Source organism: Treponema paraluiscuniculi Cuniculi A, assembly GCF_000217655.1.
Lineage (GTDB): Bacteria > Spirochaetota > Spirochaetia > Treponematales > Treponemataceae > Treponema > Treponema pallidum.
In genome coordinates this window covers 442565-457339 of the sequence record NC_015714.1, presented here as the reverse complement: position 1 = coordinate 457339, position 14775 = coordinate 442565, and the positions used below count along the sequence as shown (strand labels likewise).

General features: G+C 54.7%; 14 protein-coding genes. All 14 read right to left on the bottom strand.

Features of this window, described 5'->3' with window-relative positions; translation table 11 throughout:
• Positions 1-22 precede the first annotated feature (22 nt).
• The 14 genes from TPCCA_RS02115 to TPCCA_RS02050 all read right to left on the bottom strand — a co-directional run bounded on the left by TPCCA_RS02115 (position 23) and on the right by TPCCA_RS02050 (position 14760).
• Positions 23-574, bottom strand: coding sequence for a hypothetical protein (locus TPCCA_RS02115; RefSeq protein ID WP_013945084.1), 552 nt, complete (start codon positions 572-574; stop codon positions 23-25).
• 42 nt (positions 575-616) lie between these two features.
• Complete coding sequence (locus TPCCA_RS02110; protein ID WP_013945083.1) at positions 617-1438, bottom strand: type III pantothenate kinase; 822 nt, start codon at positions 1436-1438, stop codon at positions 617-619.
• Positions 1439-1471: 33 nt separating this feature from the next.
• On the bottom strand, positions 1472-1894 hold the full coding sequence (locus TPCCA_RS02105; RefSeq protein ID WP_012460548.1) for an ATP synthase subunit K: 423 nt from the start codon (positions 1892-1894) through the stop codon (positions 1472-1474).
• A 36-nt stretch (positions 1895-1930) separates the two neighbouring features.
• Complete coding sequence (locus TPCCA_RS02100; RefSeq protein WP_013945082.1) at positions 1931-3799, bottom strand: V-type ATP synthase subunit I; 1869 nt, start codon at positions 3797-3799, stop codon at positions 1931-1933.
• The gene (locus TPCCA_RS02095; RefSeq protein WP_010881876.1) at positions 3796-4416 is read right to left on the bottom strand and encodes a V-type ATP synthase subunit D; all 621 of its coding nucleotides are present in this window, start codon (positions 4414-4416) and stop codon (positions 3796-3798) included. Before TPCCA_RS02095 ends, TPCCA_RS02100 begins: the two co-directional genes overlap by 4 nt.
• A gap of 11 nt (positions 4417-4427) precedes the next feature.
• Positions 4428-5720: a V-type ATP synthase subunit B gene (locus TPCCA_RS02090; protein WP_013945081.1), complete on the bottom strand. Its 1293-nt coding sequence runs from the start codon at positions 5718-5720 to the stop codon at positions 4428-4430.
• Between the two features lie 3 nt (positions 5721-5723).
• Entirely contained in the window at positions 5724-7493 is a 1770-nt protein-coding gene (locus TPCCA_RS02085) for a V-type ATP synthase subunit A (protein WP_013945080.1), read from the bottom strand.
• Positions 7490-8035, bottom strand: a complete 546-nt coding sequence (locus TPCCA_RS05660) for a hypothetical protein (protein WP_013945079.1) — start codon at positions 8033-8035, stop codon at positions 7490-7492. Before TPCCA_RS05660 ends, TPCCA_RS02085 begins: the two co-directional genes overlap by 4 nt.
• Positions 8035-8649 carry a V-type ATP synthase subunit E gene (locus TPCCA_RS02075; RefSeq protein ID WP_013945078.1) on the bottom strand — a complete coding sequence of 205 codons (615 nt, stop codon included), beginning with the start codon at positions 8647-8649 and terminating at the stop codon, positions 8035-8037. The genes TPCCA_RS05660 and TPCCA_RS02075 overlap by 1 nt, the downstream gene beginning before the upstream one ends.
• Before the next feature lie 125 nt (positions 8650-8774).
• On the bottom strand, positions 8775-9581 hold the full coding sequence (locus TPCCA_RS02070) for a hypothetical protein (protein WP_013945077.1): 807 nt from the start codon (positions 9579-9581) through the stop codon (positions 8775-8777).
• 24 nt (positions 9582-9605) lie between these two features.
• Positions 9606-10631 (bottom strand): hypothetical protein, encoded by a 1026-nt coding sequence (locus TPCCA_RS02065; protein ID WP_013945076.1) that lies wholly within the window; start codon positions 10629-10631, stop codon positions 9606-9608.
• On the bottom strand, positions 10615-12666 hold the full coding sequence (locus tag TPCCA_RS02060; RefSeq protein WP_010881869.1) for a tetratricopeptide repeat protein: 2052 nt from the start codon (positions 12664-12666) through the stop codon (positions 10615-10617). The genes TPCCA_RS02065 and TPCCA_RS02060 overlap by 17 nt, the downstream gene beginning before the upstream one ends.
• Before the next feature lie 151 nt (positions 12667-12817).
• A complete protein-coding gene (gene surE, locus TPCCA_RS02055; RefSeq protein ID WP_013945074.1) occupies positions 12818-13570 on the bottom strand; it encodes a 5'/3'-nucleotidase SurE in 753 nt (250 codons plus the stop codon).
• Positions 13567-14760 carry a galactokinase gene (locus TPCCA_RS02050; RefSeq protein WP_013945073.1) on the bottom strand — a complete coding sequence of 398 codons (1194 nt, stop codon included), beginning with the start codon at positions 14758-14760 and terminating at the stop codon, positions 13567-13569. Before TPCCA_RS02050 ends, surE begins: the two co-directional genes overlap by 4 nt.
• Positions 14761-14775 lie beyond the last annotated feature (15 nt).

Below are 14775 nucleotides of genomic sequence, written 5' to 3'. Positions count from 1 at the left end.
CACCTTACGTATTCCCTATTTTCTATAACTGAACTCCGGCTGTATCGGTGCTCGTGCCCACCCGTATGTACGAAATTGCCTGCTCCGCAATACAACGGGTAACGACGTCAACACACTCAGAAACGGGAATACTCTCCCTGTATGGGGCGACACACGCATAGACACACGCGCGCTGCGTATGCAAATCCACTAATGTCCACACAGCACGGAACCTATCTGAAGACCAAGCGCCGCGGGCACGGGAGGTAGGGCCTTCCCCACCAGGGAGACGAGCGGAATGAAACTGCACCAACAACGCGTAATCGGGCATTACTTCAAAACACGCAGCAATTTCTGCTATAGTCTGGCCGTCGTGTACACCCGGCGGTACTGCCGTAACCACCATTCCCTCGTCGAAGAAGGCGTTAAGGAGCGTATCGCCCACTGCTGTGCTCATGCTCGAATCTTGAGAACCCTCACTGCGATGAACGGGCACGTAAGCGATACTGACTCCCTTCGCACTGAGGTACCAGAACGCGCGCATCACCAGCGCGATACAGCACAGACGCTTCCCCACTCCTACTCCTCCCGACACCGATCCAGTATCGGAAGATGGGGAGCGCGGATAACAGTTTCCTCAATTCCCCGATAAACCTGACACTGTAGCAGGTGGCAGGAGAGATGTCGGTACCAACCGCGCAATATGTGCAAGACCTGAGAGCGTCAGCTGTGCATCGATAGGAGGAAAGTCCACCTCTGACGAGAAAAGACGCGAAAGCCCCCCCGTTATCACCGCTGCACAGCGGCACCCTAACTCTTTCTGACACTGTGCAATCATAGCGCGAATAACAAAGAGCGTGCCCCGCACCACACCCGCCTGCACCGCATGCGTAGTATCCTTGCCCAGAACGGAATCAGGCAGGGCAAGAGGAACAAGTGGTAATTGTGCCGTTCCTGTATGGAGAGACTGCACCGCAGTGCGCAGACCAGGCGCAATTGCCACCCCTTGAATCAACCCCGTGCCATCCACCGCCGTAAAGGTGAGCGCTGTTCCACAATCCACTACCACGCAAGCAGAACGGAAATGCACATAGGCCGCCACCGCGTTGGCTACCAAGTCAGTGCCAATTTCCGCGCGCACTGGCTCTGGTATGCGCACCGGCAAGTGCTCGTACGCCCACGGGCCAAAGACAACCGGCTGGACGCCGCTAACCTGAGCGACCGCATCTGCAATGGTCTTTGTCAACACAGGCACGACGGAGGAAATAAACGCATCACGGAGAGAAGCACGGCCGACCCCCGCACGCTCGCAAAGCGCATGGATGAGAAGCGAATACTCATCTTGGGTTTTACGCGCGTCAGGCGCAAGGCGAAACAACTCACGCACGCACACACGGCCACCATTCTCGCCTTGGATTCCGAACACTACGTGCGAGTTCCCTACGTCTATCAAAAGCATGGTCGAAGCGCTATACCACAACGTTCACCACATCTAGCAGTTGATAATACCAAAAACCATCACCAGAAGCGCCACCGTCTCACACAAACCAACGATAGTCAAATACTGGCTAAATCCTTTACCCGTTTCTGCAAGCGCATCGGCGCCGGCTGCGGCAGCCCGCCCTTGAGAAAGCGCCGAAGCGGCAATTCCCAAACCGCACGCAACCCCCGCGCCGAGTAGGTACCACGGGTCCTTTTCAGAAGAAAGCATCGCCTTCATTAGCAAAAAACCATAAATAGTCTGCGTAAGGGGAGCCCCCGCAAAGGCAAGCAAGATAAAGGGAGCGGGCTTATTATTCAGATAACAGCGCTTCCACGAACCAATCGTTCCCTGCCCTGCCAAAGCCAAGCCGAGCGCAGAACCCACCGCAGAGATCCCCAGCACCGCCGCGGCGCCAAACATACCAAAATTCATAACGAGCCCTCCACTCTCTTTCTACCTCTTTCTATGCTAACGCTCCCTAAAGGGAGTATATCGTATGCCTGTCCACATCAGACCCACATGATTAGAAAACTCCAAGGTATTCAAGCGCACACCGTGCACAATCACCGACAGTATGCTCATTACGTAATTCAGCCCGTGTCCAAACAGCAGTAGCACTATCCCAAGGAACGCCAGGAAATTGGCAAACAGAGGGTGTGTCATTTCATTAACTGTCGCACTGATTGCCCCTCCGGCCAATCCCACCGCCCAAAGCCGAATATAACTCATGACATCTGCAAATACATTTACAATGCCCAGCAACGCATTAATTACGTTTTTCATACTGTCTGCAACACTCTGCCGCACACTCACCCGATAATTCACAAAGATAAAATTCAGCACAAAACCCGCTATTATAGACCCGACAACCATGCCGGTAAGCGGATAGCGCTCTTTGTCAACAATCAAGTTGAGCACTACCACGTACATACCACCCAACATGAGAAGAGAACCAAACTCTGCAAGCACCCTCAGGGAACGGAAGGTGCGCCGCACGACGATCAAATGACCGAGACACAGGTGCAATAAACCGAGAAAGAAACACACGTGCATCTGATTCTTATTCCGCTGGGCGGCATCCGCAAAGCCTGAAATCTCCCAAACTGCAATACGCGCGAGCGACGCCGGCACATACTGGACAGGCACACCAAACCAGTTACACACGAGCGCACCCCACACCATCGTGAGCGTTCCTAAGTATAGTCCCAAGCACCATGCTGGACTCACCACTGCATGTTTTCTCTTGCTGAGAACAATCCCTCCCAAGGACACAAGCGTGAGGACTGCGCCGTAGCCTGCGTCCGCAAAGATGATTGAGAAGAACACGCCAAAAAAGAGCAAAAAGAAGCCAGAAATGTCTACCTCCCAATAGCCGGGCACAGTGCCGAGGAAATTCATCAACGGGGAAATCAAATTTACCCAACGGTTATTTCTCAGCTGTGTAGGTACTGGATCCTCAGGCATAGGGTCTACACAGCAATACGCCCACGCTTCCTTCCGCGCACACTCAGAAAAGGCACGCACCCGGGAAACAGGCAGGTACCCACTGACGTGCGCAATGCGCAACGTCTCTCCTGTTTCACGCCACTGACTGACGTCTACCGAAACCATACTGAGATGCACGCGCTCAAACTCGATATCTGCGGCAATCTTCTGCCGCAAGGCGCGAATCGCCCCTTGGTATTCCGAATAAGCAAGAAGCCGTTGTGTTAGCGTAGCGCACTCCTCACGCAACTGCCTGAGCCGTACAAACATGTCAGCGGGAGAAACGTCTGGCAATTCCAGCGCGCGCGCATCGGCAGGAAGAGATGGCGGCAGCCCCGGTCTATCTGCCACAAGCACACAGCGCACCAAGCCCCCGCGACGAGCAAGACAAAGCGTCTGCAACTCATCGGGCAAGCAGCGGTATGAACGCTCAGAAAGCTCCACGGGGATAAGATGTATCCCCCACTGTGCGAGTGCCCTCACATCCGCCGGATCGAAATCCCCCCACGGCTCACAGCGTTCCAGATGCGCAATGCACTGCGCAATGCGCTGAGCAAGTTCCACGCGGTCTGAATGAGTACGTACGATCTGTTCCACGGCCTCTGCTGCTTCTACCACCTGACCTGCAACGCGACACTCCTCTCCTCGGGTAACATTCTTTGTCTGAGCGTCAGTGACGAGCGCAATGGCCTGCACGCACCGAGCGTCCAACGCGTGCAAGTCTGTAAGTCGCTCACTTGCACACTCCCGCAACTGCACATGCACAGCACCAAAGGAACGCAACGCCTGCAGCGAACGCTCTTGCTCAGAACCGAGCACCAGAAGCGTTACCTTTTTCATAGGAACTATCACCGTGTATCCTCTTGTTCCATCCGACTCACGTCTACCAGATTCTTCTTAGACATCTTCCCCCGCACTACTGCAGCAACCTGCTGATCACCGAGGTACACCGTTATTTTCCGTATGCATGCCCGCGTCTCAGGAATCTTAACTTTTTCAAAGAGGTTAACACGCTGCGTTGTAGTCCGCAACTCTGCACCCAGGAGAAGCGCCTGTTCGTCGAGAACATGCGCCTCCAAGTCTAAGCTTAGCACTTCCTGCATTTTGCGCACTGCAGTATCCACCCACAGAGGAACACGATATAAGTCATAGGGAGGACAAGCAAAGTGCACTTCTAAAAAGCAGGGAATACGCACACCTGCAATGCTAGCATACGTTTTCTTTACCTCTTGCACGCGGAGCAAACGCGCGTCGAACACACCGCTTTCAGAAAAAACTGCAACCCACTGCTGAACATCCTGACGCAGGGCATCTGCACGGGAACGTACCTCAGAAGCGCGCGCCTCAACGGCACGGATCTCAGCATACAACTGCTGCTTTTTAAGCTGAAGCGTAGGGAGAAAACGGCGAAACGTCTTGAGCGTCTCTTTTTGACGTTTCAGTTCATTTTTGGTTAAGCGCACCGCCATCGGTCACCACCCTACGCGGGCCAATACGTGTTAATCAAATCAGAGCGAATCCCCGTCTCCTCTGGGGTGAAACACCGGCCCAGAATTTTCCACCCCGTATCGAGCGCCTCTTCAAGCGGAATATTCACCGAAAGATCCATGAGCTGCGCTTCAAACAGCCCACCGTATGTGAGCAGTTTTTCATCCCACTCGCTCATGGCAAAACCCATAGATCTTTTCTCAAGCGCATCACGATAGGCGGCATACAACTTAATCATATTATCCATAAGCGCGCGATGATCCGCACGCGTACGCCCGTTTACGTTCTGCTTAAGACGGGATAGACTCCCGAAGGGCTCAATGCGCCCGTTCTTCAGATAAAACTGACCCTCAGTAATGTACCCCGTGTTATCAGGAACCGGATGCGTAACATCATCCCCTGGCATGGTGGTAACGGCAAGGATAGTCACTGACCCTGCATCATCAAAATCGACCGCCTTTTCATAGCGCGACGCAAGCTGGCTGTACAAGTCACCCGGATACCCACGATTCGAGGGAACTTGTTCCTGAGTAATCGCAATTTCCTTCATAGCATCAGCAAAATTAGTCATGTCGGTTAAGAGCACCAACACATCCCTACCCTTCAAGGCAAACTGCTCGGCAACTGCAAGACACATATCAGGGACCATCAAACATTCTACGGTAGGATCTGAGGCAGTGTGCACGAACAGGACTGCCCTACTCAACGCTCCTGCCTCTTCCAATGCACTTTTAAAATACAGGTAATCGTCATGCTTCAGCCCCATACCCCCGAGGACGATGACATCAACCTCCGCTTGCATTGCAATACGGGCCAGCAGTTCGTTGTACGGTTCCCCTGAGCTAGAAAAAATAGGCAACTTCTGAGAAACAACCAGCGTATTAAACACATCAATCATGGGAATACCCGTGCGAATCATACGCCGCGCGATAATCCTCTTTGCCGGATTAACCGAAGGACCGCCGATTTCCACCCTCCCTTCCTTTAAGGCCGGACCACCGTCTCGGGGAACGCCAGAGCCATTAAAAATTCTCCCCAACAAATAATCTGAGAAACTCACGAGCATACCCCTCCCCAGAAAGCGCACCTCGCTCCCGGTGGAAATACCCCGGCCTCCCGCAAACACCTGCAGGGAAACTACATCCCCTTCAAGCTTATTCACCTCAGCAAGCGAATCGCCAAACGCCGTTTTTACCCGGGCCAACTCCCCGTAATGCACCCCCTTTGCCCGCACCGTGATGACAGAACCGTTGATCGACTCAATCTTCTCGTACACCTTGTACATCGTCTACTCCATCCCCCGTATAATTCCCTCTGCTTTGCTGTCGATTTTCGTCGATTCTCCCTGGAGAAAGGCACGTATCTCCTTTTCTTTCTCCACAAACGCCTCAGAATTCCAGGCGCAACAGTTGTAATCGATAAACATATGCCCAAGCTTGCTGAAGTATGCCCGCGCGTCATCTTTTGATTCAAACGCTAAAACACTGCCAAGAACCCGCATGACGATGGCATAGCAGTGCTTTTGACGTGCAACAGGTACTGCACTATCGACTGTGTCAAAAGAATTCTGCTGCAGATACACCGAATCGAGAAACGAGCCTTTCAGATATACGAGAAAGTCCTCCATACTTGTGCCTTCTTCGCCGACGACCCTCATCATCTGCTCCACCTCTGCCCCACGGCGCAGAAAAGAGCGACCGTACGCAACAGCCCGCGCGTCAAGCACACTTGGATACTTAGACCATGAATCAAGCGGATGCACCGCAGGATACCTGCGCGCGTCAGAGCGCTCTCGAGAAAGTCCGTGAAACGCCCCAACCACTTTCAATGTAGCCTGCGTTACCGGTTCTTCGAAATTACCACCTGCCGGAGAAACCGTCCCTCCAATAGTTACCGATCCTTTCTCTCCACTCCTCAGCCGGACCACACCAGCCCGCTCATAAAAGGCTGCGATACAAGACTCCAGGTACGCAGGAAAGGCCTCCTCCCCCGGAATCTCTTCCAAACGCCCAGACATCTCACGCAGGGCCTGTGCCCAACGGCTCGTAGAGTCCGCCAGCAAAAGAACATCCAACCCCATCTGACGGTAATATTCTGCAAGCGTCACTCCCGTGTACACTGAAGCCTCACGAGAGGCAACGGGCATAGAAGAAGTGTTGCACACTATAACCGTCCGCTCCATAAGCGACCGACCAGTGCGAGGATCCGTAAGATCAGGAAACTCCCGCAGGGTCTCAACCACCTCCCCTGCACGCTCCCCACACGCGGCAATCACCACTACGTCCACATCCGCATTGCGACTGGTAGAATGCTGCAGCACCGTCTTTCCCGCACCAAAGGGACCGGGAATACAGTACGCCCCCCCCTTGGCCACCGGGAAAAAGGTATCTATCGTCCTAATGCTCGTTACCAATGGCTCAGTCGGTTTCAAACGCTCTGCGTAACAATGGACGGGTCGCTTCACTGGCCAACGAAATGCCATGGTCAGTTCGTGCTCATGTCCCTGCGCGTCACGGACCCGCGCAATCACATCGTGCACGCGGTACGTCCCTGCAGTCTGGATGAAGACAACCTCATAGGAATCCCCCATATGAAAGGGAACCATAATGCGGTGTTTGAGCGCACCCTCTGGGGTATACCCGAGCACGTCCCCACGCACCACGCGCTCACCCACTGAAACATGCGGGGTAAACACCCATTCACTTGTCCGAGAGAGGGCGGGCAAATACACCCCGCGCTCCAAGAAATACCCAACCTTTTCTGCAAGCAGCGGCAACGGATTCTGTAAACCGTCGTACACCTGACCGAGCAAACCAGGACCTAGCTCAACAGACAGCAAATCGCCTGTAAACTCAACACGGTCCCCAACGGAAACCCCTCTTGTGATCTCAAACACTTGCAACTGTGCCTCACGACCACGAACACGAATAATCTCCGCCTTCAAACGCGCATTTCCAACATGCACGTATCCGACCTCGTTGAGCGAAACGACACCCTCGAACGTAACGCTCACCATATTGCCGTTGACCGCAGACACGATACCCTTCGTTTGCGTCATGTATATGCTCCAAGAATTGTATAATAAAGAGCTGCGTATGCTTTAGACCCCGCCTGCATTGTGAAACGCGACCGATGCGTAAGCAACATCAGCTGCAGCCCGTACAAAAACACCGCCTCTGAGGAAAACGGGTCAAGCGGCCTACACCCCTCGACAAAGGAAAAGCGCGCGTCGTTCAAAAAATACTCCGCTTCGAGCGGATCGTCCAAAGAGACCGCAACACGAGCCGCACGAGCTACCGACTCCTGCGCCATAGGACACTGCCTCACTTCAACAGGAATATCCCACCGCAGACGGTCCGCGCGCTCACGCGCAAGCGCACAGCGTAACGCGTACTCAAACTCGCCCCATCTATCTAAAACACGCGATCCCGTGGAGTCACGCGCCGGCACGGGACACAACGAGATATTTCCAAGCACCGCAGCATCCTGCCGACCCAAGAAACGTAGCGCACAGTCCAAAAAATCCTGATAACGCAAAGGAGGAACCGCGCCGCATAGAAGAGACGGTAGCTGCGTTATAAGGTAGCAATGGGAAGACATCACAGCTCCTGCGCAGCAGACCTGAGCACCTCGGCAACACGCGCAGAAACATACGAAGAGAACAACTGAGCAACCGCGGCGGCGGAAAAATCATAGTACGACCCGCCCTCGGCAGGGACTATCCTAAACCCCGCCGTAAGGCAATCGTCAGACCTCAACTCTACCCCTGCCGAAAGCTGCTCCTGCAACGCAGCACAAAACACCCCCTCAAGCGTCCGAAGATCAGCAGGAGAGAGGATGAGCTCTAGCTTATCACCCTCCGCTTGAACCCAGGCAGAAACGACACGAGGAATAAGCTCACGCAAAACACCCGCATCGTAGGCTTGCGCCGTCTCCATCGAAATAATAGCCCGAAGAGAGCGAGTCACCGAATCTTGAAAGGATAATAAAACGTTGCGACTCGCCTGCGACAGCGCCGCAAGAGACGACGACTCGATCCGCTCTGCCTCCTCACGCGCAGCGCGGACAATCCGCTCTGCCTCCTCACGCGCAGCGCGGACAATCCGCTCTGCCTCCTCACGCGACTCACCAAGCAAACGAGACGCCTGCTCCTCGGAAGAGGCAACCGCTTCGCGCTTAATTCGGTCAACCAGATCTTGCAGTTGAATCTCCACTATACGCTCTCCTCGCAGCCCTCCGAGTATACTAAAAAGTCCCCACCGGGACAAGCATAACACACTTCGACCATCCGGCTCCACACGCTACGGGACAAACTACTGCCTCTCCTGTCATCGCTCTCCTACTGCTGGAGAGCGAGCTCCTCGTGAGGCGGCACCACAACAGGCGACGCATCCTGTGTACCCCCTGTCACCGCCACCACGCGCAGATTGCATGAGAAAGGTGGACGCACTATTGATTTTTCAAATACATGCGCGTGCGCGCCGCTGCACGCACGCTTGAGCCCCTCATGCCATATGGCGTGCGCCCACCGTCCTATTCGTTCCGCACCTGCCTCTCTACGCAGCAAGAGTTTTATCCTTTCATAAAAAATCTTAGGATAGCTCTTGCGTACCTCCCCAGAGGGAACTGGAATGACGTGCGTGCCCTCCACGTGCCGTGTGCGCAGCGCGCAGGCAATTTCTTCGCTCGAGGCAATATCCTCGATGCGGATGATATGCCCAGGTTCAGGAAGTCCCACACGAAGGGCTATTCTGCGCACCATCTTCTCTGAAGTCCCCAGAATGAGCACCTTTTTGTTCTGTGACCCACACAGAAAATACGTCAACACACGGGCAACCACGCGACGGTGCATCGTGTTTTCAAAGAGCGCAACCCGTATGGCCGCAAGCAGCGTCCTTTCCTGCTTTGCCGAGCGACCTGCAATAATCTTATCCTCACGAATAAGCAATCCATCGTCTATAACGAACGCTATATCAAAACGCCGCATCACTATCTGCGCGCGAAAACTCTTTCCGCTGCCACTTCTTCCTACCAGCGCAAAAACCTGGCGGTGCTCAGGCGTACTTATGCACGCTCCCTGCAGCGCACCTGCGCGTTCGCGCTCCCCCTTATCCTTTTGCTTATGCCAAGACACGAATACGCGCATATAAATTCGCTTTCCTCATGACAGCTAAAAGTCCGGAACCAATAGCGGGGCACGCGGCGCCCTTTTGCGCGCATTGTGCGCATCAATGAACGCTGTCACATCGTGCACCACACTCTTGCGTAAAAAGGGCTCGCCAATCGCCAGAAACTGTCCATCAACACGCAATGCCAGCGCAGACTCATCCAAAAAACCCTGTCGGGGATACACCGCACCCACCGCGTACGAGCCTGGTCCTGCACCGCGCCGCCTGAGCATGAGCCTTTTGCTGCCGTCAGAGGACGTGCGAACTTCATAGGTGCCCGTTTGGAAATTACGTACCACACGTGAACGACCGGTGGTGCAGCTGTAAACTGCAGCACCACGCTGTACGTACTGAGGGATTTCGTACGTCACACCGTCATCAGCGGTAAAATACGCACGCTGCGCTGCAAATGCCAGCGCGTCATCACGCCAGTACCGAAAGCGGTAAAAATTCGCCTCGGTGAAGAAAAAGGCATTCAGTTCTCCAGGCGCCTGGCTAGAATACGCACGCAACGCCTCAGCAGACCCCTCCTCAATCCAAAAACCAAAAAGAGGATCGTCTGTTCTCACGGGAATCTGCTCGGACGAGACGGACCCGGAACGGGTACCATACGATACCCGCTGAAAAAAAGAGCAGAACAGCGCGTCCCCCCAGCGACACAGAACGAGCGGCTGCACACGCACACGCCCCTCAAACGACAAGACAAGATCCACCCGTTCTGCCTTTTGCGCCGCAGGGGGCGGCAGCACATCAGCACGAGCATCAGACAAAGATGAAAGGGAAAAGACAGCCACGCGTTCATACACGTACGCATAATACGGCTTGTGCACAAGCATGAGTGAAAAACGCATCGCATCAGCAGTAGGAGCGATAGCAACGATACGCGTGGCGTTCTCCCACACCCCTGCCAAACGCGCCAGAGCAGGCTCAGCTGCCAACCCCACCTGAGTACTGAGCACGCACAGACGCACCCACGCGCTCCACCCTTTTCCTGTCATACCGCGTAACCGGTCACTCAAGCGGCGCAAAATACCCTGTCTCGTCCCGCCCCGAACGGCTCAAGACGCGCACTTCTGCCTCCACCGGCATATATGCACGACCAAAATCCGTCGGCAACCGCGATCGATACGACAATGCATAGGTGCCCGCTGCGCCTGAGCGCACGTGCGCCACAAGAGCCCCTAACCCTTCTTGCGCATACACTGAATACACCGCACCCCTTGTCTTTTGAACCAGATATCCAAGCTCCACGGGCAATACCGTACGCTGAAGCTGTATTACGTAAAAGCTCGTTTCATTATTCGTCAAATATGCAGCCAAGTCCGTCACCCCATATTGTGCAAAATCCTGTGTCTGCAATTCACCAAGAGACAAGAATACCACTGCGCGCTTGTAATCTGCGTTCACCAGCGTGCCTGCCGCAAGACGCAGACCCAGATCAAAACGCCACTGCGAAGAACTCTTTGCTCTTAGGCGAAGCGGTTGCGCCTGCAGCTGCGCCGCAGTGAAGGTGCCTTCCAGCACTGGTGACTGTGCCGCAGAAACTACCGACAGCGTCCCCTGTTCCCCCACCGCTTGTGCAAGCTCACCAATCACCCGTGTAACCAAGCGCATCTCCTGCTCCGTCGCAGGAGAGCGGTCCACCAGTATACTGAGCGAACACGTATCGTTCAAATACGCTGCCCCCTGCAGACGCATCTCACTTACCGGCCGGTGCTCTTCGGTAAGAAAAAAGTTGGAAACGTCCAATCCCACTACCGGCGTCCCCTCACGCGTGTGTACCGACACATTCACAGTAACGGAGGGAAACCGGTCGGCGTGCACCCGCTCAAAATGCACAAACAGACCGCCGGCAAGCTCAGAGATACGCGAAACAATCTCAATCCTTTCGTTTTTATAATCGGCAAGGAGCACATTGCCATTTGCATCCGGAACTGCCGCCGTTAAGCGAATAGGCGCATTTCCCAAACGAGCAATCGTGTGCAAGGACGCGAGTCCTACATCCACCACCATGACCTCATTCGGGAGAGACACCAACAAGCGTCCATTCCACGCCCGCACAGATTCAACGTGCTTGAGCGTCCCCTCCGCAACGAGGGTACGCACATAATTTCCCGCCGTATCAAACACGTAAATGGCGCCCTTCAGAGCATCTGCCACGTACACTAGCTCATCGAGAATGGCAATGCCGCCCGGAGCAGAAAACCCAAAGAAGCGTGCAGACTTCTGCCCAAAATGGAAGAGAGGAGCACCATCAGGTGCAAACACCGCCACGCGCGCATTCCCAAAATCTGTCACGTAAATGTTATCGTAGCGATCAGTGGCCAAAAACTGGGGGCCGATGAGTTGTCCGACGCCTCTCCCCTTTCCCCCAAATGACTTGAGGAACCTGCCTTCCTTCGTAAGACGACAAATGCGATCAGAGGCAAATTCAGAAACGAGCAGATCGCCTGAGCGCGTCTGAATAACATCAAAAGGACGGTCAAAACCCTCAACGGGCCCACGCGTACGCGCAATAACACGTCCGTTCACGTCAAAGCGCAGCAGCTCGTTAGAACCGTATGCGCTCATCCAAAACGTACCGTCGGCTAACGCACACAAAGATAGTGGTCTGCGGAAAAGAACCGTTCCCCGGCGTACAGCATGAAACGATTCACTTTCGCTAAAGTGCAACGCGTCTGCTGAATCAGGCGCAAAGTCACGCCGCTGCTGAACCACTTCTATCTTGTTCCGAAGCAACGCGCCGCCGTAACCTAGATCCCGCGCCGCGCCCCACTGGTGCAGCGCTGCGCCTTCAATCCCACTGCGGTAGTACGCATTCCCCAACCACTCAAGAATGAGCGGATTACGGGGAGCAGCAGAAAGCGCACGCTCAAACAGCTGGATAGCATCATTGAACGCACCCCGGTAATAGGCCAAAACTCCGCGGCGAAACTCCCCTGCTGCAAGTGCAGTATCACGCACAACCGGCGGCGCATGCTCCTGCGCCCCCACTGCAAAAAGCAACAGCAGCGCGCCTGCGCACCCCACAGATCGTCTACTCAAACACCAACCCCCTCTCACTGCCTTTCAGCGCAGTCTCTTCTTTCTCCAGAAAGCTCACAAAAGGTGCACAAACAAAAAGCAGAGAGAAAAAAGGAGCACGCAGGCCAAGACAAAGAGACTACCTCGAACAGACGCACACCACGCCCCATCCTCAGTACAAGCAGCAAGCCTAGAACGCAAAATCCGGCAACGGCAACACAGGAGGCATTGAAACCGGCTGCGCATACACAAGCGTAATCGCAATGTCACCACGCATTACAACCGCCCAATCGCTGTCCTGCACCGCGCCTGTATGCGCCGCTCCACCCTGGTACTCAAACACGTGAGCAAGGCCCGCCTGGCGCACCGCCCCACGTTCCTCATATATCCGACGCGCAACGCGCGCGTAACAAGCACGCGCATACGCCTGTGCCGATCGCGCGTTTATGTTCACCAACACGTCCTCGGAGGAAAGTGCAGCCAACGCTCGTACGTGACGCGCCACAAAGCGGGCAAGCGCCTGGAAACGGCAGCCTGTTCCAAAATCAGAAACGGGCAACAGGCTCGCTGCAATCCCCGCAATCCCATACATCACCGCCTGTCGTGCTGCAGCAACCGTTCCCGAGAACACAATATCAGTCCCCAGATTCTCCCCTTCGTTAATTCCTGACACCACCACATCCGGCGGTGTACCCACGCACACCTGGCGTAACGCGCGATTCACACAATCCACCGGCGTCCCTGAGCACGACCAAATACCTGGCTCCACTTCCTTTACGGTCACCGGCTCGAGCGTAGTAATCCCATGCGAAACTGCAGAACGATCTCTGTCCGGCGCAACTACCGTCACCCCATACCCCTCAGGCGCTGCTTTCAGCGCCGCATGCAGCGCGCGAATGCCTGCTGCTTGATACCCATCATCGTTTGTCAGTAGTATCCTCATAACACCCGGGCCCCTTCAGAGCACTGTACCTCATACGCCGCTGCTTTGAAACCGAAGATGCGCTCGTACTCGTCGAGCCTTTCTAGGTACGGCTCAAAGTCTTGATCGCGCAAAATCGCATAGGTGCACCCACCAAAGCCCCGACCCGTGAGGCGCGAGCAGACCACATCCGGCGCATCAGGATCTACAAATTCAAGCGCACGCTTCACCAACCAATCGAGTTCTGGACAAGAAATTTCAAAGCGGTCCCGCAGGCGCTCATGAGAGCGGTTCACCACTCTTGAGAACGCAGCAAAATCCCGCTTACGCAGGGCTTCAATCGCCTCATCAACGCCCAGCGACTCGCGCACCAAACTGATCACTCGCCTCCGTATTCCCTCAGGCACATCTATTTCCTCCAACGCTGCTGCCATGAGCTTAGACATAGCGCGAGGCATATCGGGATTGCGCTTCACCAATTCATAGGCATCCACGCAACGCTTCAAACGCGCGGTGAACTCTTCACGCGCGATGAAACGGGGAACACGCGAGTCAGTAAGCACAATACGCTTCCCCTCCGAGGGAAATTGACACAGTTCCGCCTGCTTCTTGCGGTGATCAGTGCGCACGCAGCTACCCTGCTTTGCAAACAACACGCACAGAATATCCGCGCGATGTGCGTGGGTCTTGAGATAGCGCTCATTTGCGTGTTCCACGATCGAAACAACACTTTCCTTTGGCAGCGTAGCGGCAAACAACCTTCCAAGCACAAGGGCCATGGCAACCTTCAGCGCATTGGGAGTACCCAGCCCCGCATCAGGAGGAATCTGAGAAAGGATAGTGCAGTTCAACCCCGTCAGGTGATACCCACCATCCATGAAGGAGAGAATGACCGCCTTTACCGAATTAGCCCAGCGATCCTCCTTACGATAGCGTAAATTGGCGGTGGAAATCTTCCTCCGCTCCCCAAGCGTCAAGGAGAAAAGGCGAAAGGTGCTATCCTTTCGGCGCGAGACACACAGCGTAAGGGTTTGATCGATAGCCATCGACAGGGTGTTGCCCTGAGCAAACCACAGATACTCTCCCAACAGGTGAAAACGACCCGGAACGACTGCAATCGCCTCAGGCTCGTCGCCGTACTCCTCTGTATGGCAGGACTCTATCCGCCGCATGCGCAGCATCATAGCCAGTGTATTGAAATAATACAACAAAAATGCTTTTCTGGC